We start from the raw sequence: 20,776 nt of genomic DNA, 5'->3' as shown, positions 1-20,776 counted from the left end.
GGGAGATTTTTTGTGCTAACGTTTCAATACTCACTACACTCTTTAATTTTGCCATCCATTATCACTCCACTCTGTATTGTGTCACTCAGTACCTCGGTTGACATTTGATCTTACATGCCCAGTTTAGTTATTATCACTTATGGTATTTGGTCGTATTCAAAGCGGCATGCATTGAGCTTTTTAGTCGCTTGGTATTCCGCACGAGTGAATTTGTCGATGCGCCCACGCTCAGAGATAAGATGCAGGTTTTTCCGTGCACGAGAACCAATGACATACAGAAGTTTCATCGCGCTATCTTGCCCATTCTGGTCATTTCTGTTTGGCAGCATGTTCTCCAGAAGTGCATAGGCAATGACAGCATCGAACTCCGCCCCTTTGATGCCGTGAATCGTTGATATCGTGATGCCGATTCGACTCTGGAAAACCTTCCTGAAGGTGGCAATGTCTCCGATCATTTCTGTGCCTTCCTTCTTCAGTCTGTCGATCCTTGCCTGCGAGCTTTCGAAGAACGCCTCGTAATGCTCGTGAAGCTGCGTGAATGCTTGAATGTCAAAAGCGAGATTCGAAAATAGCTTATCGAAGAAGAACCTGAGATAAACCAGCCCATCCATAGCATCAATGGTGATGGCATTACACTCTCTCAACAAGCTCTGCCTCGTGAGCATCGATACGTTCGCGCCTACTCCCTCAAGATCACTGAGAACCTCGCCAGCCCAACGCAGTCTGCGCACGTACATGCTTGGAGACGCCTGTGTAAGTGCGATCCTTGAGAGCTTGTACCAAAAATTATCCAGATCTCGCGCGAACGGTACCATGCCGGGACCGTCAAACGCATACTCGGGCATGCTCGCGACCAAGCGGCGAGTCATGCTTGCCAGGTGCATCCACTGAGGCGCGAGGATGCAAACCTCATGAGGGGGAATGCCAATAGTCTCGATATTGAAACGGATGAGTCGGATCAACTCATCTTCTAGGCCGTCTTTGGTTACCGAGTCATTGAACGAAATCAGACTGGAGTAAGCCTTGTCGTTGGATGCTGCCTCGATACGCGTGTCGTATACGTTGTAGTTTGCGAAGTAGTCGATAATACGTTCGGAAGAACGATAGTTCTGGGAAAGTTCTAGCTCTTCCAGCTTGATGCCAGCCATCGACTGAAACTCCTCGAAGGCGATTGGGTACCCACCGAGTGATTCATAGATGGCCTGGTTTGGGTCGCCGACAATGAAGGCTTTTGTTCCCTGACCCGCTTTTAGAATGGACGCGATGATGGAGTACTGAATGCGCTTCGTATCCTGATACTCATCGACCAGTATGAAGGAAAATAGCTGCCCGAGAATGGCACTGATCTGAGGCTGCGCAGCGATCAGCTGATAGGCGTAGTAGAGGATCAGTTCAAAATCGATCTGCCGAGTTTCCCGTAGATAGTCGAAGTATTGCTCCAGAATTTCAGCGAGCCCTGCGTGTTTCCAGTCATGTGGGCACGAAATTACATAGCCCTCATCGGTAAAGTAATACTCGCAGTCCCAGAAGGTGATTTTGGGCTTCTGATAGGGTTGGCACAGGTTCTCCAACACCTTTTCTCGCTCATGCAGGTCAATGACACGAAAGCCGCGATCCAGCGCCTCATGGTAGATGCCATAGGGCTTCAATATCCATTCGAGACAAAATGAATGGATGGTGCCTATCCAGAGTCTGGATGTATCGACGCCGAGGTTTTCGATACGTTCATGGATCTCGTCTGCGGCGCGATGGGTATAAGTGATCGCGACGATGAACTGCTTTTTCGACTCCAACTGCGACAATTCATGGGCAATCTTGTAGGTGAGCGTACGCGTTTTTCCGCTACCGGGGCAGGCAATGAGAAACACGCTGCCAGGTTCGCGGATAGCTGCCTCTTGCTCAGGATTCAGATCCCCGTCATCCCATGTGAACATGGCTAGAAGACCTCAAGTACATCGTTGATACGATCATCAGGAAAATATGCGAACATCTCATTTTTAATTCCAGCAAAATCGATGTAGCCATTTTTAAACAGCTGCAACATTGCTTTGAAGTTATCCACGGCCTCTGCTTCTACAAAGAAATCGTTCTTTTCGATGAAGCTCAGTCTATAGCTAAGAACGTTGAACCAGACTTCTTTCTTTACGACCGGGTGTGCAAAAGCAATCGCATCGAGTATGTATCGAGGAATAGCCGTTTGCGGATCAATTTTCTTTCCCAGTAAGATGGCAAACCAGCCTTTCCCTTGGTTTTCCGCCATAGTCAGTACCCGTTGGCCATAGCGGGTGATATCTCCGGATTTAAGGCTTGCCTTAGCCCTTACGGTAGTTGGAACGTCGGTGTAAACGTCGGGAAGTACTGCTATGACGTTACGGGAGTTCCCGGCAGTTACGAAATCAACTTCAAAAGTGTGGGGAGCGAAGAACGGCGCTATCCAGTCATTATCATTGCAAAAAGCTTCCAGTTGCACTTTTCGCGCTAGGCCTTTTTTCTCGGATGCCTGATATTTTGCCTTGCGCTTCGCTCTAGCCTCGCTCTCACCTTCCACAGCTTCAGTGTCAATAATAGATTTGTCCAGATCGGTGACGATGCTGCACCGCTTGCGAATACGGTCATCATGAAACAGGACGGCTACGTTCTGAAAACCGGTGCTGCGGATGTTGATGAGACTGATGCCAAGCTCATCCAGGCTGATGCCTAACACTTTCTTGACCAAAATTGGGATCAGAATTTCTTCTGCATCGCCTTCCACTAGAATGACACTCTTGGCAAACAGCAGGTTGCTGCGCACGGCATCAAGGTAGCGCTGAATATTACCGATCTCTTCAGGCTGTAGCCCAGAGGCGGGTTGATAAGCTTCACACCGCCCCCCGTCCCTTCCGAGAATGTTTACATTCTGAACATTGCTGATTTCAGAGATGTGGGTCGAATGCGTCGAAAAGATGATCTGTGTGTCGTCGTAATTGAGCCTGTCGAATAGCGTTTTCTGAATATGTGTGTGGATGTGAGCTTCCGGTTCCTCGATCAACAGAAAGTTGGCGATTGACTGTCTGGCTTTCCGGTACTTGAACTCCAGCAACTTGAGAGTAAGGAAGATCAGATTAGCGCCACCCAAGCTTAAATCCTGAATGGGACCTTCATGATCTTCGCCGGACTCGCCGACGAACAGCTTGAGAGACTGAAATAACTCATCGGCCTCTTCGGGAAGATCAGATTTAATCGACAGAGAGGAGGGAGAGTACGCCTCGCCTGCAGCATCCTTGATGGTGCTGCTGATATCGGTGCGCACATTCTGCACATCAGGAAGTGCCTCGATTGAATCGTTGAGCTCTTTTACCTTATCGGTGATAGCGGTAAACAACACGGGGTCAATATCACCACTCTTGCTCTTCAGCAGGGTCAGCAGAGGGTTGGTTCTATTGTTGTGAAACTCCGCTACAACGTCCCGTAACGCCTGAACGAAGGTAAACGAAATTTCTTTGGAAACAGAAAGCACACTTGGGATTTTGGCACCAATGCACCGAAACTCCGTTTCCTTGTTAAATCTCACGTTCGTGAAGTCACCGACCACTTGCCTGTAGAAGGTTTCATCATTGAAGTCCGCTTCGCTGCGCCCCGTGAAAATTGTTTCGTAGTCGTCAATAGTTACCAGGCCGAGAATAGCGTCCAGACCAGCATGATCACCTTCATCCAGTTGGGAAAGGCGCAGCCTGATTTCCTTCTTCGGCCTAAAAATAAGGTTATAGGTAGCCTTGCCAACATTTTCAGCAAGCCCCGTACCGTGTAGAAATAAAGCCTGGACTGCTTCATCTGCAGAAATCTCTTCGAACTCTAGGCTGATGATGATCCAGTGCCCCTGCCATTGCCCCAAGCCACGATGAAAGTCAGTTTTATCCAGCCGGTAAGCCGAACGAATCATGTTGTCATCAAGCAAGAGCCTGATGGCTCTGAAGAGATTTGTTTTTCCTGCGCCGTTTTCACCAATAATCGTGTTGGTGCCTTTATTGAACAACAGCTTTGTATTGGCGAAGTTTCTATAGTTGAGCAGGCTGAGCTTGGATATATACATGGAGGTCTCATTATTTAGAGGCCTGCCCTACTTGTCAGTTGGCTTTCCTCATGGAATATGGAGGATCAAGATACTATTAAAGGTGCATTGACCAAAATTGATATTATCAACATCTTGAGTAGAATCAATATACCTGCAGGTAACTGCTTCTTTAGCGATCTGGGTCATGTCCGCTTCTGGCTGTGAGTTCAACCGATGGATGCAACACTCTTTGAACAGAAATAATTCAGAATCTTTGCTAAATTGGCAACCAATTAATTAACTCATGTATGGAAAACTCCTTTAACACATCTTCTAATTTCATGATATTTAACCAATTGTTAATTTTTTTGTTCTCAGATGTGATTTAGGAAACATAGCCAAAAATATATTCGCAAAATAAACGAAGCGACTAAGCAAAGACCTTGAAATACTAAAATATACTTCCGCTATACTGACAGCTCGCTAACGGTGAAAGGAGTTCATGTGAGTCAAAAAGATGATGAGAAATACCCAGCCAGTGCCATATCTTCGTGGAGCGGCTTCGTTTATCAAGGAAAAATTGCGCTATATCACTCACTTAAACTTATTCATGATGGCGACTTGGACTTCGAGCTTCAGCTAGACAGTAGTGACGACTTCGCTATTTACAAAAATGGAAAACTACACACCGCCCATCAAGTCAAAGCTAAGATAAGTAAATATCGAAGTGGCTACACCACGGCATTGGAACAGTCTACTTTAATCGAACACGACAAAATCAGGGGGACAATGCGTTACTTCCACGTATCCGTCTCGCTAGAAAATATAGAAGATCATAAAGGCGCTAGCGGAGAAACAGTAAAATTCTACCGCTACGGAGACAACTATCATTGTGGCCTAGGTGAAATTGAAGGACTGACCAAAGAACTTATAAGAAAGTTATGTGAGAAGAAGTCTATTACTTTCAGTGAAAACCTTATAAATTTTAACTACTGCTTACTGTCAGAAAAAATCAGCACCAAGGCGATACATAATCACAAATTAAATCAAGTTGACGGAATATCAAAAAACAGAGCTGCATACGAGGGCTGCATCAAGGCCAAAAATATCCTAGAGGACTTACTGGCCGAAAACCCATATCAGAATCGCGACTACTATGCAGTTGAGTTAAAGGGCAGGCTTCAAACCCATCTAGAAGAACGACTGGACCAGGCGCTACCAACAATGAGTGACGCCGCCTATGAGAGAGCCAGGCGTCTGTGTGAGCATATTCGCGAAACGCACATCAACGAATTAAAAACCCTATGCCAGATGATGAAGCCATCCGAGCGGTTTCAAGACGTTCAGACGAACGACATCAGGAGATACACCAAGTTAATACAGGCTATTTCGGTGGAGCCCATATTCAACCATCTTCCGCATTATCTCGACAGCGAAAATCGGTTTTACGTACCTACAGCTCTTGACGTAGATGAAAGCGAAGAGTGTGAGTCTGACATGATCCATGAAATGAAAAACAACAGTGATTTGCTGAGACTACTTTTTGAGTATAACCATTTAATCGCCAGCAAAGCGGAAGCCTCATTCACCTTTAATACAAAATTCACAAACTCGGATGATTTCGACAACAAGCAGACCACTGAAAAACTTGAAAGCAACATAATCAAGTCACTATGCATTAGCGTAATAACAAAAGACGATGCGGAGGAACGACTGAATGATAAAGCAACTCATTGATGAAGCACTTGTTGCCCATGACTTTGTGAGTAAACGTAACCTAGACAACACAAGCTTTTATATTCGCGAGTCTGGATCTGCTATCAGGTTCGCAGTCCTACATAATCTTGACGACCTCCTTGACCCAGCCGAACTGAATAATAGAATCAATCATCTTGCTCCTGAGGAATTTCTCAGAAACCCAAGCTTTAAGAAAAACTGCGACTTGATTTGTATTCATCGCCTTGACGTTCTGGCCAAGTTCAAGGATCACGAAGAAGAAATCTTCGCAATTGAGGAAGACCCGCACTTTTATAAAAAATATGTCCTCTATTACAGTATTGCGGAAGAAAGCGCGCTCACTAATTTCACCTACGACAAACTGGTATCTGTGATTGCTGACAAAAAGGAATTTCTTGAATATAAAGAAAACCCTCTTGTCGCCACACAATACAGCTTCGCGGCGAAGACCTTTATCAAGCTTCCTTTCTTAGAGTTACCTAGCCATCAAGAAAACCTTGTGTCCTTGAGGTTACAAGCAGCAGAGGCCGTTGCAGAAGCTGGTCTGAACGATACGTATTTGACTATCCAGAAAGTCACAGACAAAAACGCCGACGAAATTATCAAGGAAATGATTAACAATGAACTGGCAAATATCCAAGATTGAAGTCTCTAGCTTCAAAGCATTCAAGCATATCTACTTAGATCTTGGCGAGTCGTCCTTACTAACTCTGGACGGCCCTAACGGTTATGGCAAAACAAGCATCTTCGACGCAATCGAACTACTGTTCACCGGCCAGATCAGTCGAATACAAAATCTATTCAATACATTATTAACCAGGAACAAGAGAGACTACGCGGATAATCTCTTCTGGAACAATCGCTCCGGCGAGAACGACCTCTGCATTAAGATTGAATTTACTAATGATGGTCGCAAACTTGTTTTAGCCAGACATTGCCAAGCTGCGATATTCAAAAAACCAGTAAACAATCGTGCAGACAAATACGAAAACTTCAAGCTTTACGAGCTACCAGAATTCGAATCATCTAACTTCACGAAGATCAATCTGCGCGACAACAACTTCCTTGACGAAATTTTCGGAAAAAATTTTAGGGAAAACTTCTCCTTCCTCAACTATCTGGAGCAAGGACAAAACCGGCTGTTATACACTCGGGTAGACGAACGTAAGGATAAACTAGGAAACCTCTTTAACATCAGCGATATCGAAGCCGAGATCGAAAGCTGCAACACCATATACAGTAAACTCACAAAGTACATCAACAATCCTGAACGCACGACAAAAGCAGTATCACTTAAAGAAGAGATAGCTACCCTAAAAAACACATTGCAGGCAGAGGCTGGGATCATTGAGTACAAAAAGCTCTCGACGACTGATGTCCAACCAGGATGGGACAAGGAGATACTGTTCTCAACGTATTCAGTGGTAGACTATGCAGCCTACCAGCAATCAGTTCGCAAGATTATTGCCCTTCTGCCACTCAAATCCACGATAACAACCAGGGTTCACAACGAGACAATCGATGCCGACATCGATCGTAATGAAGAATCGCTGAGAAGCTTGGCTCGGTTCGGTAAAGACCTTGGCAAGCTTGATGGGCTTGAAGATATCAAGAAGGAGATTGATGAATTAGAGCGCTCAGCAAACATCATCAAACGCGGTGCCACGGTCATCAAGGTCGAAGAAGCCAGATCACTACCAAACTGGGAGGATGGACGCCTTGAGTGGTTTGAGTTACAAATTGAATCCCGAAACAGACTAGGAGAAAAAAGCAGCACCAACGCGAACGTCGTAGCCGAATTGGAACGCCTGAAAAAGCAGCTGCTTGAAGAACATAAAAAATACTATCCCGACGATCATTTGTGCCCTCTCTGTGGCGCTGACTGGGAAGATCACAAATCAATGGTGGATACCATTGAAGCAAGAACTAAGCAGATCTCTGATTCGCTAAGCCAGGACGGTAGGGACTTAGTTAACCTTACCACTGCTATGAACGCTGAGCTGAAACGCATCAACACCCACATACAAGACAGCCTGAAACTTCTCACACCTACATTTGAACCAAATCTTCATGCAGCACTGACGAGAATTAAGCTTCAGCTCCCGGCAATAACCCAACTACTTGAGAAGCTACAAAGCGAAAACATTCAAATTATTGACTCATTTACGGAAATTGAGGAAGTAGTAGGTGAGCGACTTGAAAGGCTCAAGGAGATTCTAAGAAATAAAAAACAGGTTGAAGCTGATGCTTTAGCGCTACCGGAGGACTGGCGAGAAACAATAAACAGCGCCTTCAAAGACCTGCTGGACTTCTACATAATCACGGCTGAAGACCTTAAGGACAAAGAGCAGTACATATCGATTAAAGCTAACGAGGCTCAAAGCTTCAGGCTCCAAACCTGCGTTACCGATCTTAAGCTTATCGAAAAAGAAATCCTGGCAGCCCAAAAAGCACAAGGTAAAATCGAAAAGCTCCGCAGTACACTGAAAAAGACAGAGCAACGTTATACCGACCAGACAATTTCGGCTATTGAGCTCATATTCCATATCTACAGTGGCCGACTGATCCAAAACTATCAGCGTGGTCTGGGTCTGTTTATCGAGAGCCGCGAAGGTACGCAGTTGAGGTTCCTGACTGCCGAGAAATCTGAGCACGACGCAGTTATGTTCATGAGTTCTGGTCAAGTGTCCGCCCTCAGCCTTGCCTTCTTCCTCTCTCTCAACAAGGTCTACGCTCGGGTGCCTCTCATCCTGATTGATGATCCGTCGCAATCCCTGGATGAAGTCAACGTTGCTTCCTTGACCGACCTACTCCGTTGCGAACTCAAGCATTGTCAATTAGTTGTCTCCTCCCACGAGGACGATATCTCGGCCTATATGCGCTACCGGTTTGACAGAGCCGGTTTGACAACAAGTTCGCTCAACATGCAGCTCTTGGCGAAAGAAGCTTCGTAAAAACCGCCCGAGGCTATCTAGTATAGATGGGTGTTCGTGATGGTAATGCGGATGAGTTGGCTATCCTGCAATTAGTACGCTTCCGCTAGATTAGGAAAAGTAGGTCAACGACTGACAAGAAAAAGAAGTCAAGAAGTCAAGAAGTCAAGAAGTCAAGAAGCTAAATCTAGATTATTTTGTGGCACAAACAAATTTGTTATAACGTCCGCTTTTGGCTGTCAGTTCAACCGATGGATGCAACACATTGATTGAACTCACAGCACATAGCCGAAAGTCAGATTACGCGATACGACTGTTAACAAGAATACCAGTTCGTTGATGACCTATAACTAATATCTCTAAGTAAAATATTACCAATACAACGCTTTTTTCTGTCCCCATCCATAGCGTTAAAATTTAGTGCCGTTAGGGGACAGATAATTGTGCTAAGTATTTAACGTTCTAGTTAATGATTTTTATATTATATTTGGCCATCTTTACGGCCAAATATAATTACCCTACTATGAAACATTCTTTAACTTGGGTTTGGTAATAGTATCGATAAAATCCCCATACCACTGCAACATCTCCCTACGCTGCTCCAGATACTGTGCATGGTTATACGTGCCACGAATGGTGTTTTTATCCACATGAGCAAGTTGTAGCTCAATCCACGCTGTGTTATAGCCTTGTTCGTGCAGGATAGTACTCATCGTGTGCCTAAAACCGTGCCCCGTAGCCTTCCCGTGATACCCCACCCTTTTCAGAACCTGATTGATACTCGCCTCACTCATTGGCTTAGTGATATCGTTACGCCCAGGAAATACCAGATTGTAGCGACCTGTCACTGCCTGGATTTCACGTAGTGCTGCCACAACCTGATCGGACAATGGCACCAGATGTGGGCGGCGCATCTTCATCCTTTCGACTGGTACTTCCCAAACCCGCTTGTCGAAATCGAACTCTTTCCATTCAGCCATGCGGAGTTCAATGGTACGAACGCCCGTTAGCATCAGAATCTTTGTTGCTAGCCGAGTTACAGGGCTACCGGAATAAGCGGCGAGAGCCTCTAAAAAAGCAGGAAGTTCATCCGCTAACAGGTGAGGATAGTGCACAGATTTTGGCGGAGTTAGTGCGCTTGCCAGTTCTGAGGCTGGGTTAGATTCAGCGCGACCCGTGACAATGGCGTAACGAAACACTTGATTGCAGGCCTGACGGATTTTTCGCAGCTTGTCGAGGACACCACGTTTTTCGAGTTTACGAAGTGAACTGAGGATCTCCAGAGGCTTTATCTCTGCAATTGGGCGTTTACCGATATCCGGAAAGATATCGTTTTCAAACGCCTCCATAATGTCTTCAGCGTAACCCTTCGACCAGTTAGGGCGTTTGTACTCATGCCATTCCAGAGCAATCGCTTTGAAGGTATTTTCCACTGTCGCTTTGCGAGCTTGTTTCTCAACCTTTTTCTGTTCGCTGGGATCGATAGCGTTAGCGACTTGCCGTTTAGCTTCATCTCTTCGCTGTCTGGCTTCAGATAACGAAATCTCAGGATAGATACCCAACGCCAGCATTTTTTGTTTACCGTCAAAGCGGTACTGTAAGCGCCAGTATTTAGATCCATTTGGATGAACCATTAAATGCATTCCTTCGCCATCGGTAAGCTTGTAAGGCTTATCCGTAGGCTTTGCACTTCTTACCTTTACATCGGTTAAGGCCATTTGTGGCTCTCCGTTGCTGGCTGTTGGTATAAGATTTCATTGAACGGGGATGTACCATCACATATACCAACAAATAGTACTTGATATGGGTTGATGTCGATAGAGTTAGGTAGACTGAAGATACACTAAAATCAGATAATGCACTGAATTTTAGGCATAAAAAAAGACGTCAGTTGACGTCTATTTACTTCGAGATGGTACGCCCTACAGGGCTCGAACCTGTGACCTACGGCTTAGAAGGCCGTTGCTCTATCCAACTGAGCTAAGGGCGCATTTGATATTTACCGTAGCATCGAACGCTAATGGTAGTCAGTTGCGGGTTGGATTATACGGGCAGTCGCTTTCGAGTCAATGGGTTTTCACCTTATGCTTCATCAACTGGTTATTTAATCGTTAATTAATCGTCATTATGCGCCTGACAGCGCGACCCGCTTCTGACAAAATAGGCCGATTCCCGTTTTTTTTCAATTGATGGACCCCTCCACTGATGTCAGCAAAAATTATTGATGGTAAAACGATTGCGCAGCAGGTAAGAAACGAAGTTGCTGCGGTGGTTCAACAACGTCTGGCAGCAGGTAAGCGTGCCCCCGGTCTGGCGGTTGTCTTGGTCGGTGAAAACCCTGCGTCACAAATCTATGTGGCGAGTAAGCGTAAGGCTTGTGAAGAGGTGGGCTTTGTCTCTCGCTCTTATGATCTGCCAATGGCGACCAGTGAAACAGAGCTACTGGCCCTGATTGATTTATTGAATGAAGATACCGAAATCGACGGCATTCTAATACAACTGCCACTGCCTAACGGGATTGATAACGTTAAAGTCCTGGAGCGTATTCACCCTGATAAGGATGTGGATGGCTTCCACCCATATAACGTGGGCCGCCTGTGCCAGCGTGCGCCCAAACTGCGCGCTTGTACCCCCCGAGGCATCATGACGTTGTTAGAACGTTATGATATCCCAACTTACGGCCTGAACGCGGTGGTCGTCGGCGCATCCAATATTGTGGGTCGCCCGATGAGTCTTGAATTGCTGCTAGCCGGTTGCACCACCACGGTTACCCATCGTTTTACCAAGAATCTGCGTCACCATATTGAGAATGCTGACCTGCTGGTGGTCGCTGTCGGTAAACCGGGCTTTATTCCCGGAGAATGGATTAAACCGGGCGCTATCGTGATTGATGTGGGTATTAACCGTCTGGAAAGTGGTAAAGTAGTCGGCGATGTAGCATTTGATGTCGCTGCTGAGCGTGCGGGTTGGATTACACCGGTTCCAGGTGGCGTCGGGCCAATGACCGTTGCAACACTGATACAAAATACCTTGCAAGCCTGCGAGGAATATCACGATATCAGCCAAAATTGAGTTAAAGGACAGTAATGGACATTTTTCATTTGGAAAAACACCCCCATGTCGAGCTATGTGACCTACTAAAGTTACAAGGTTGGAATGACAGCGGTGCGTCAGCAAAAGCAGCTATCACTGATGGTTTGGTGAAAGTTGACGGGAAGGTCGAAACGCGCAAGCGCTGCAAAATTCTGGCAGACCAGATCGTTGAGTTTCAAGACATGAAAGTACAGGTTAAAGCCTAATAGCCGTTGTAATAGTCAACATTGTTGGCCTATTGAACAAAAAAATCGCGGTTACTGGTAAACACCAGAACCGCAATTTTTTTAGTACTATTCACTGATAATTTTTTAGTACTATTCACTGACAAATAGTACCTAATGATAAATAGTACTCACTAATAAATAGTATCAGTTAACAAATATAGCCCGCTCAACAGTTCCCTTTCCATAACCTCAAACAATGTTACTTACGGCGCCATATCGTGCCTTGTGGGCCATCTTCCAGCACAATGCCCAGTTCATTCAATTGATCACGTGCGGAATCTGCCAACGCCCAATTTTTGCTGCTGCGGGCATCATTGCGTTGCTTAATCAGGGCTTCGATTTTTGCCACTTCATTATCGTCAGCCTGCGCACCGCCTTGTAAAAACAGCTCTGGGTCCTGTTCCAGTAAACCCAGCACCTGAGCTAGTTTACGTAACTCAGCGGCCAGACCATTGGCTGCGGCCATATCTTCGTTTTTCAGGCGGTTGACTTCGCGGGCGATGTCAAACAGCACCGAATAGGCTTCTGGTGTATTGAAATCATCATCCATTGCCGTGCAGAAACGGGCTTCAAACTCAGCGCCCCCTGCTGGCGTTGCATTAGCATCAGTACCGCGCAGCGCGGTATATAAACGCTCCAGGGAAGCGCGTGCCTGCTTCAGATTTTCTTCGCTGTAGTTAAGCTGACTACGATAATGACCGGACATCAGGAAATAACGCACGGTTTCGGCATCGTAATACGCCAGCACATCGCGAATAGTGAAGAAATTATTCAGGGACTTCGACATTTTCTCTTTATCGATCATCACCATACCGGAGTGCATCCAGTAATTTACATACGGGCCATCGTGTGCGCAGGTAGATTGAGCGATCTCGTTCTCGTGGTGCGGGAACATCAAGTCAGAACCACCGCCATGAATATCAAAATGCGCACCTAACTGTTTGCCGTTCATTGCTGAACATTCAATATGCCAGCCAGGGCGGCCCGGCCCCCAAGGTGATTCCCAGCTTGGTTCACCCGGTTTGGACATTTTCCATAGCACGAAATCCATCGGATTACGTTTAACATCAGCCACTTCAACCCGCGCACCAGCCTGTAGCTGATCCAGATCCTGGCGGGATAACAAACCGTAATCAGGATCGCTATCGACCGCAAACATCACATCGCCATTGGAGGCGACATAAGCATGGCCCCGAGCAATCAAGCGCTCGGTCATCTCAATTATTTCAGCGATATGGTGAGTCGCACGCGGCTCCAGATCAGGGCGCTCAAGATTCAATGCGTCAAAATCTTTATGCATCTCTGCCAGCATCCGCGTTGTCAGTTGCTCACAGGTCTCATTATTCTCAATCGCACGTTTAATAATCTTATCGTCAACGTCGGTGACATTGCGGACATACGTCAGTGAATAACCTAAATAACGCAAATAACGCGCCACTACATCGAAAGCGACAAAAGTGCGCCCATGCCCAATGTGACACAGGTCATAAATAGTGATCCCGCATACATACATACCCACTTTACCGGCATGGATAGGCTTGAATTCCTCTTTTTGGCGACTCAGTGTATTAAAAATCTTTAGCATTGGGACATTCCGTGGTTTTATTTTGCGGTACGCATAGATAAACAAGATATCATCAGATTATGCGGCAAATCAGTCTCTGATACAGCACTTTTTCGCCCATAAAGGCAGCAGAACGAGTACTGACTCAATCTCAGAGATATGATATAAGAGCCGTCTAAAGAGTTACGACTCATTTGTGAATACACCTATTACACTAGCAGGAACATTATTATGGTCACGTTTCATACTAATCACGGCGATATCGTCATTAATACCTTCGCTGATAAAGCGCCGGCTACCGTTGAAAACTTCCTGAACTACTGCCGTAAAGGTTTCTATGATAACACTATTTTCCACCGTGTTATCGATGGTTTCATGATCCAGGGCGGCGGTTTCGAGCCAGGCATGAGCCAGAAAACAACGGACGCACCAATCAAAAACGAAGCCAACAACGGTCTGAAAAATACCCGTGGCACGCTGGCAATGGCGCGTACCAATGATCCACACTCTGCTACCGCTCAGTTCTTCATTAACGTCGCTGACAATGATTTTCTGAACTTCCGTTCAGAGCGCCCGGATGGCTGGGGTTACTGCGTATTTGCTGAAGTAACCGGCGGTTTGGACGTAGTTGATAAAATCAAAAATGTTGCGACGGGCCGTAGTGGCATGCATCAAGATGTGCCAAAAGAAGATGTGATCATCAAAAGCGTCACTGTTAGCGAGTAATGACGGCTTAATGAGCACGCTTTTTATTGCAGATCTGCATCTCAGCGTTCAGGAACCGGCAATCACTGCCGGTTTTCTGCATTTTATACAGCGTGAGGCTATTCATGCTGATGCTTTATATATTCTGGGTGATCTGTTTGAGTCCTGGATTGGTGATGACGACCCCGAGCCACTGTATCGGCAGGTTGCTGCTGCGCTGAAATCACTCCAGCAACAGGGGGTGCCCTGCTATTTTATCCACGGGAACCGCGATTTTCTGCTCGGTAAACGTTTTGCTAAGGAAAGCGGCATGGTCTTGCTGCCGGAAGAGAAAGTTGTTGAATTATATGGCCGTAAAATCCTTATTTTACACGGCGATACCCTGTGTACGGATGATGCCGATTATCAGCATTTTCGTAAAAAGGTCCACACTCCGCTGATTCAAAAATTATTTTTGTGGCTCCCTCTGCGTCTGCGTCTGCGCATTGCTGCCTATATGCGGAATAAGAGCCAGCAGAACAATAGCGGCAAATCAGAACTCATTATGGATGTGAATCCAAAAGCGGTGATTGATGCTTTCCAGCGCCATGACGTCAGTTGGATGATCCATGGACATACGCACCGGCCAGCCGTCCATGCCGTAGAATTGCCAATGGTAACCGCACATCGGGTGGTGCTGGGTGCCTGGCATGTCGAAGGCTCAATGGTCAAAGTTACGGCAGATAACGTCGAGCTAATTGCATTCCCGTTTTAACCTCTATTGCCACATAATAACCTTTATTACTAAGCAATAACCTATCTTGCCAAACAATAACCCGCTCATGACGAATAACAATGTATTCCTCATCACAATGGAGCAATAAGACGATAACTTTCCGCAGGAAAAAACCAATAAATCCCACTAAAAGCCGCCACGCAACCGTTTTCCTCGCCTTTGGCTCATGATATGCTCTACGCCCTCTTCGCCAGCCACGATTTATAGTAAGTCGTTCTGGCCGACGCTTGCGCAATTACAGGAGCTTTACACCCATGGGAGCCAACCTCAATTCAGCTTATGCAGCCGGGGTTAAAATCGCCATCGTAATGGGGTCCAAGAGTGACTGGGCCACTATGCAGTTCGCCGCCGACGTGCTCACCACGCTCAATATTCCGTTTCATGTGGAAGTCGTCTCTGCACACCGCACCCCAGATAGGTTGTTCAGCTTTGCCGAACAGGCCGAAACTAATGGCTTACATGTGATCATTGCTGGTGCCGGTGGTGCGGCACATTTGCCAGGGATGCTGGCCGCCAAAACGCTGGTGCCCGTTTTAGGGGTTCCGGTGCAAAGTGCGGCCTTGAGTGGTGTTGATAGCCTATATTCGATTGTGCAAATGCCGCGCGGCATTCCTGTAGGGACGCTGGCTATCGGTAAAGCGGGGGCGGCAAATGCCGCGTTGCTGGCCGCACAAATCTTAGCATTACACGATACCGAATTGGCAGGCCGCTTGGCACATTGGCGTCAAAGCCAAACGGATGAAGTACTGGATAACCCCGATCCGAGGGAAGAAGCATGAAACCGGTTTGCGTACTGGGCAATGGCCAGTTAGGGAGAATGCTGCGGCAGGCAGGTGAGCCGTTGGGGATTGCGGTTTACCCCGTAGGCTTAGATGCTGAACCTGAAGCGGTGCCTTATCAGCACAGTGTGATCACCGCTGAAATTGAACGTTGGCCGGAAACCGCCTTAACCCGTGAATTAGCCACCCATACCGCTTTTGTTAATCGCGATATTTTTCCACGTCTGGCGGATCGTCTGCCCCAAAAGCAGTTACTCGATGGCCTGGGTTTGGCAACCGCACCGTGGCAGTTGTTATCCAGCGCCAGTGAGTGGCCTCAAGTGTTTACTACACTGGGTGAGTTAGCCATCGTGAAACGGCGGGTCGGTGGCTATGACGGCCGTGGTCAGTGGCGTTTACGCACCGGTGAGCAGAGTACCTTACCCGCCGATGCTTACGGCGAATGTATTGTCGAACAGGGGATTAACTTCTCCGGCGAAGTCTCATTGATCGGCGCACGTAGTCACCAAGGTGAATCGGTATTTTATCCACTGACTCATAATCTTCATGAAGATGGCATTTTGCGCATAAGCGTGGCGTTACCACAGCCCAACAGCAAACTACAGCAGCAGGCCGAAAAAATGCTGTCAGCTATTATGGATAAGCTGAATTATGTCGGTGTCATGGCGATGGAGTGCTTTATCGTCGGCGACCGTCTATTGATCAATGAATTGGCCCCGCGCGTTCATAACAGTGGTCACTGGACACAAAACGGCGCATCTATTAGCCAGTTCGAACTGCATTTGCGGGCCATTTTGGATCTGCCACTGCCACAACCGGTGGTGAATACCCCGTCAGCGATGGTTAATCTGATTGGTACGCCAATAAATATCCAGTGGTTGTCTCTGCCATTAGTGCATCTGCATTGGTACGACAAAGAAGTCCTTGAAGGCCGCAAAGTCGGTCATCTGAATTTAAACGATCCAGAGGGTACGGCATTAAGCGCATCCCTGGCAGCACTGGCTCCTTTGCTACCCGCGGAGTATCAGAACGCACTGCGTTGGGCGCAAGATAAGTTATAACAAGAAGCGGGCGGCCTCTGCTGCTGCCCGCGAATAAAATCCACTACTCGTAGCGACGAAATAGCGCCTGCCCTCGCAACAGCCGAACACCCAGCCAGCCACCGCACACTGACAGCAACGACGCGCCTGCCAGTGGCAAGATCCACCACATAATCCAGTTTGGCTGCCATGGGAAATCAAATACTAACCTCTGCAATGCCCAGAGCGCGGCTTCAGCACCTATCGCCGCCGCCAGCCCCGCCACCAAACCCAGTAAAGTAAATTCCCACCATAACGTGCCTCGAAGTAAGCGTTTACTCGCTCCGAGCGTGCGGTAGACCACTAACTCCTGCCTGCGCTGGCGCATCCCCACTTGCACCTGTGCCAGTAGCAATAAGGTGCCACAAAGGATCACCAACACCACCATCACTTCCAGCGCCCGGCTGACCTGCTGCAACACTTGCCCGACCTGTTTCAGCATCGCACCAATGTCTAACAAACTCAGTGTCGGAAACTGGCGATTTAACTGAACCAATGCCTCTCCATCACCGTGATAGCGAAAGCTGGTCAGCCAGGTTTGAGGCTGTTGATCCAATGCACCGGGTGGGAAAATAAAGTAAAAATTAGGCCGTAAACTGTCCCAATCAACCTGGCGGATACTGCTGACCGTCGCCCCAAATGACTGAGTATCACCGCTGAAAGTCAGTTTATCGCCAATCTTAATCCCCAGCCGATCGGCAATCCCCTGCTCCATTGATACTTCATCGGCTTTAGGAGGCCACTGCCCTGTGGTCAATACATTGTGGGCGGGTAAATCCTGCTGCCAGGTTAAATTCAACTCTCGGTTAACCGCCTCACCACCAGGTGAGTCTTCACTCACCCGTTCGGTAGCCAGTTGCTGATTAATTTCCGTCAACCGGACCCGCACAATGGGATAGAACGTCGAGGGTTGAATGTGATGCTGAGCCAAAAATGCCGTGACTTGTGGTACCTGTTGAGGCGTAATATTCAGCAAAAAATAGTTCGGGCTGTCCGGGGGAAGTTGCTGCTGCCATCGATCCAAGAGATCACCACGTAGCACCAGTAACAACGCCAACAACATGAAGGAGAGTGAAAATGCCGCAAGCTGAGTCAGCGTTATCCACGGTTGGCGCAGAAGCCGATTAATGGCCAACCGCAGTGATAAACGAGTTACCGTTAGGTGACGCAGCAGCAGCAAACTACCCCAGCCGATCCCCCCGAGCAGCAACGCCAATACCACCATGCCCCCCAGAATGGCCCATAGCAGGGAGTTCCCCCCCATCAGCAATGCCAATAACCCAATCACCACCAACAGCATCACTGGAATAAAATAACGCAATGGCCAGACATTGGCCGCCACATCACGGCGCAATACCCGCAATGGCTGAGTGGCGAGTAATTGCCGATATGGCCGTACCCCCACCAGGAACGAAATCAATACTAATGATCCCATTGACCACACCCATGGCCACAGCCCGGCAGTGGGTAACTCTGCGGGTAATACCGGGGCTAATAACCGAACCAATAGCCTCTCAAATAAGAGACCAATGACACTGCCACAGAGGCCTGCCAAGGCCAGCACGGATAACCATTGGCCAATAATCAATCGACGCAGAGCACGACGCCCGGCCCCCAATGTTTTCAGCACAGCCACCAGATCATAGCGGCTGCGGCAATAGTGGCCCATGGCGACGGCGACCGCTGCAATCGACAGCAATAAGGTCAACAACGCCGATAATAATAAGAACTGTTGCGCCCGTTGCAGGGATTTCCCCAATGCGCCACCGGATTCTTGCAGGCCATACCAACGCTGCTCTGGTGTTAATTGCGGGGTGAGCCAGTCGCTAAACTGCGTCACAGCCTCCGGAGTGCCAGCAAACATATAACGGTAAGTCAAACGGCTACCCGGTTGTACCGCGCCGGTTTTCTCGACATCGGCCAGATTGATCAAAATGTGTGGTGCGGTTTGAAACGGATTAAAGCCTGCATCGGGTTCTTGGATAATCTCACCGATAATTTTTAGCGAGGTATCGCCAACATCCAACATGTCGCCAACCTTAACCCCCAGTAGCGCCAGTAATCGCGGTGCCACCAGCACCGTACCCGGTTGCAACTCTGCCCCCTTAGGTAATGTTTCTAATTTCCCATAGAGTGGGTAGGCCAGATCAGTGGCTTTCACCTCAGCCAACTGTGGGCGATCGCCGGCAAAGGTCATGGTCAAAAATGTGAGTTGGCGGCTAACTGCTAGCCCCTGCTGCTTCGCTTCCAGCAACCACGCCTCTGGAACAGGGTGTGCCGCCCTGAGAACCCGATCACCGGCCAGAAAATCGCGGCTTTGCTGACTCAACCCTTTTTCCATTCGATCGCTGATAGTCCCTAACGCCAATACGCAGGCTACTGCCAGCGTGAGCGCCAGCCAGACAATGAGCAGTGAAGGGGCGCGCCACTCACGCCAAAACCAACGCCAAATCATGACTCCTCCCACAATTTACCGTCCCGCAGGCGCAACCGACGCTGACAACGACCGGCCAGTTGTTCATCATGTGTGACCAGAATCAACGTGGTTGCAAAATCTCGGTTTAGGGAAAACAGCAAATCAGCGATACGATCACCAGTCTGCCGGTCAAGATTACCGGTTGGCTCATCAGCAAATAAGATTTTTGGCCGCCCACTGAAAGCCCTGGCCAGTGCAACTCGCTGTTGTTCACCACCGGAAAGCTGGGCGGGAAGATGGTGAAGGCGCTTACCCAACCCAAGTTGCTCTAACAGCTCAATAGCTTGCGCTTTGCTTTGGCGATCACTCTCGCCACGTAACAATGCCGGTAGTTGAACGTTTTCAAGGGTGTTCAATGTGGGTACCAACATAAATGACTGAAAGACAAAGCCGACATTTTTCGCCCGAAGTAACGCGCGCCCCTCTTCATCCATCGTGGTCAATGACTGCCCAAGCAAGCTCACATCACCGCTGCTGCCATCATCCAGCCCGGCCAGAATCCCCAATAATGTTGATTTGCCTGAACCCGACTCGCCAATCAACGCAATTGTCTGGGCTGGTTTGACAACCAGCTCAACTCCGGTAAGGATGGAGAGCTGTTGCTCACCCTGACCGACGTGCTTATTAAGATGATGAACTTCAAGAACGTTTTCCGCTGGCATCTTCCCTTCCTTTTACTGTTGGGACTATTCAGTTTGCGTGCCGCCGCAACCGATACACTATTGATTCTCGGCGACAGTTTAAGCGCTGGTTACCGCCTGCCTATTGCACAAGCCTGGCCTTCGCTATTAGATAAAAAATGGCAAGCCACACCTTCATTACCGAAGGTGGTCAATGCCAGTATCAGCGGTGATACCGCCGCGCAAGGGCTAGCGCGCTTACCCGCCCTACTCAAGCAACATCAGCCACGCTGGGTGCTGATTGAGCTGGGTGCCAATGACGCGCTACGCGGTTTTCCGACGCAGGACATTCAACGGGATCTGAGCGAAATTATCAATCAGATAACCGCAGCGAAAGCCCAGCCATTATTGATGCAAATCCGTATTCCCCCCAACTATGGCCGCCGTTATACTGATGCTTTCACCGCTATCTATCCACAACTGATGCAGCAATTCGGCATTCCGTTGATTCCTTTCTTTATGGAACAGGTTGCCGTTAAGCCAGAGTGGATGCAGGATGATGGTTTACACCCTAACGGCGATGCCCAACCGTTTATCGCTGATTGGATGGCGCAACAACTCAAGCCGTTAGTTGTTGATCCGAAATAAATATGATTTAAACATCGCCCAGACGGGTAACCATGTTCAGGCTGTTAACCAGCCTAGAAAAAGGGGAAGCGCCCTAAGGGGCGGTAACTCCTTCACTCACCAATCGATAA

At 47.9% G+C, this 20,776-nt stretch carries 16 protein-coding genes and 1 tRNA gene; 10 read left to right on the top strand and 7 right to left on the bottom strand.

Going from position 1 to position 20,776, the window contains the following annotated elements:
* Positions 1-137: 137 nt before the first annotated feature.
* Both AC971_RS18675 and AC971_RS18670 read right to left on the bottom strand, forming a co-directional pair.
* Entirely contained in the window at positions 138-1,934 is a 1,797-nt protein-coding gene (locus AC971_RS18675) for a UvrD-helicase domain-containing protein (protein WP_025382917.1), read from the bottom strand.
* Positions 1,935-1,936: 2 nt separating this feature from the next.
* A complete protein-coding gene (locus AC971_RS18670) occupies positions 1,937-4,069 on the bottom strand; it encodes an ATP-dependent nuclease (protein ID WP_025382916.1) in 2,133 nt (710 codons plus the stop codon).
* 465 nt (positions 4,070-4,534) lie between these two features.
* On the opposite strand from AC971_RS18670, the gene AC971_RS18665 reads away from it, so the two are divergent.
* The 3 genes from AC971_RS18665 to AC971_RS18655 are packed head-to-tail and all read left to right on the top strand — an operon-like array spanning position 4,535 to position 8,721.
* Positions 4,535-5,767, top strand: a complete 1,233-nt coding sequence (locus AC971_RS18665; protein ID WP_025382915.1) for an ABC-three component system protein — start codon at positions 4,535-4,537, stop codon at positions 5,765-5,767.
* On the top strand, positions 5,748-6,413 hold the full coding sequence (locus AC971_RS18660) for an ABC-three component system middle component 1 (RefSeq protein ID WP_025382914.1): 666 nt from the start codon (positions 5,748-5,750) through the stop codon (positions 6,411-6,413). The genes AC971_RS18665 and AC971_RS18660 overlap by 20 nt, the downstream gene beginning before the upstream one ends.
* Positions 6,388-8,721: an AAA family ATPase gene (locus AC971_RS18655; protein WP_025382913.1), complete on the top strand. Its 2,334-nt coding sequence runs from the start codon at positions 6,388-6,390 to the stop codon at positions 8,719-8,721. Before AC971_RS18660 ends, AC971_RS18655 begins: the two co-directional genes overlap by 26 nt.
* 500 nt (positions 8,722-9,221) lie before the next feature.
* Here AC971_RS18655 and AC971_RS18650 read toward each other — a convergent pair whose 3' ends face one another.
* Positions 9,222-10,418 (bottom strand): tyrosine-type recombinase/integrase, encoded by a 1,197-nt coding sequence (locus AC971_RS18650; RefSeq protein WP_025382912.1) that lies wholly within the window; start codon positions 10,416-10,418, stop codon positions 9,222-9,224.
* Between the two features lie 195 nt (positions 10,419-10,613).
* Positions 10,614-10,690: transfer RNA gene (locus tag AC971_RS18645), tRNA-Arg, on the bottom strand.
* A 215-nt stretch (positions 10,691-10,905) separates the two neighbouring features.
* On the opposite strand from AC971_RS18645, the gene folD reads away from it, so the two are divergent.
* Both folD and ybcJ read left to right on the top strand, forming a co-directional pair.
* Positions 10,906-11,772, top strand: a complete 867-nt coding sequence (gene folD, locus AC971_RS18640; RefSeq protein ID WP_025382911.1) for a bifunctional methylenetetrahydrofolate dehydrogenase/methenyltetrahydrofolate cyclohydrolase FolD — start codon at positions 10,906-10,908, stop codon at positions 11,770-11,772.
* Positions 11,773-11,786: 14 nt separating this feature from the next.
* Entirely contained in the window at positions 11,787-11,999 is a 213-nt protein-coding gene (ybcJ, locus tag AC971_RS18635; protein ID WP_025382910.1) for a ribosome-associated protein YbcJ, read from the top strand.
* 220 nt (positions 12,000-12,219) lie between these two features.
* Here ybcJ and cysS read toward each other — a convergent pair whose 3' ends face one another.
* Positions 12,220-13,605 (bottom strand): cysteine--tRNA ligase, encoded by a 1,386-nt coding sequence (gene cysS, locus AC971_RS18630; protein WP_025382909.1) that lies wholly within the window; start codon positions 13,603-13,605, stop codon positions 12,220-12,222.
* 210 nt (positions 13,606-13,815) lie between these two features.
* Between cysS and ppiB the strand changes: the two genes are divergently transcribed.
* The 4 genes from ppiB (at position 13,816) to purK (ending at position 16,904) form a co-directional block, all read left to right on the top strand.
* A complete protein-coding gene (ppiB, locus tag AC971_RS18625) occupies positions 13,816-14,310 on the top strand; it encodes a peptidylprolyl isomerase B (RefSeq protein WP_025382908.1) in 495 nt (164 codons plus the stop codon).
* A 10-nt stretch (positions 14,311-14,320) separates the two neighbouring features.
* Positions 14,321-15,043 carry a UDP-2,3-diacylglucosamine diphosphatase gene (locus AC971_RS18620; protein ID WP_025382907.1) on the top strand — a complete coding sequence of 241 codons (723 nt, stop codon included), beginning with the start codon at positions 14,321-14,323 and terminating at the stop codon, positions 15,041-15,043.
* A gap of 275 nt (positions 15,044-15,318) precedes the next feature.
* Entirely contained in the window at positions 15,319-15,843 is a 525-nt protein-coding gene (gene purE, locus AC971_RS18615; RefSeq protein ID WP_025382906.1) for a 5-(carboxyamino)imidazole ribonucleotide mutase, read from the top strand.
* Complete coding sequence (gene purK / locus AC971_RS18610; RefSeq protein WP_025382905.1) at positions 15,840-16,904, top strand: 5-(carboxyamino)imidazole ribonucleotide synthase; 1,065 nt, start codon at positions 15,840-15,842, stop codon at positions 16,902-16,904. Before purE ends, purK begins: the two co-directional genes overlap by 4 nt.
* Positions 16,905-16,947: 43 nt before the next feature.
* Here the strand turns inward: purK and ybbP are convergent, their stop codons facing one another.
* Positions 16,948-19,377 (bottom strand): putative ABC transporter permease subunit YbbP, encoded by a 2,430-nt coding sequence (gene ybbP, locus AC971_RS18605; protein WP_025382904.1) that lies wholly within the window; start codon positions 19,375-19,377, stop codon positions 16,948-16,950.
* Entirely contained in the window at positions 19,374-20,060 is a 687-nt protein-coding gene (gene ybbA / locus AC971_RS18600; RefSeq protein WP_025382903.1) for a putative ABC transporter ATP-binding protein YbbA, read from the bottom strand. Before ybbA ends, ybbP begins: the two co-directional genes overlap by 4 nt.
* Here ybbA and tesA point away from each other — a divergent pair.
* Positions 20,031-20,666: a multifunctional acyl-CoA thioesterase I/protease I/lysophospholipase L1 gene (tesA, locus tag AC971_RS18595; protein WP_025382902.1), complete on the top strand. Its 636-nt coding sequence runs from the start codon at positions 20,031-20,033 to the stop codon at positions 20,664-20,666. The genes ybbA and tesA overlap by 30 nt on opposite strands.
* The last annotated feature ends 110 nt before the right edge of the window (positions 20,667-20,776 follow it).

Source organism: Yersinia similis (genome assembly GCF_001053095.1).
Lineage (GTDB): Bacteria > Pseudomonadota > Gammaproteobacteria > Enterobacterales > Enterobacteriaceae > Yersinia > Yersinia similis.
The sequence above is the reverse complement of the archived record's forward strand: the minus strand, read 5'-3'. Positions and strand labels throughout refer to the sequence as shown.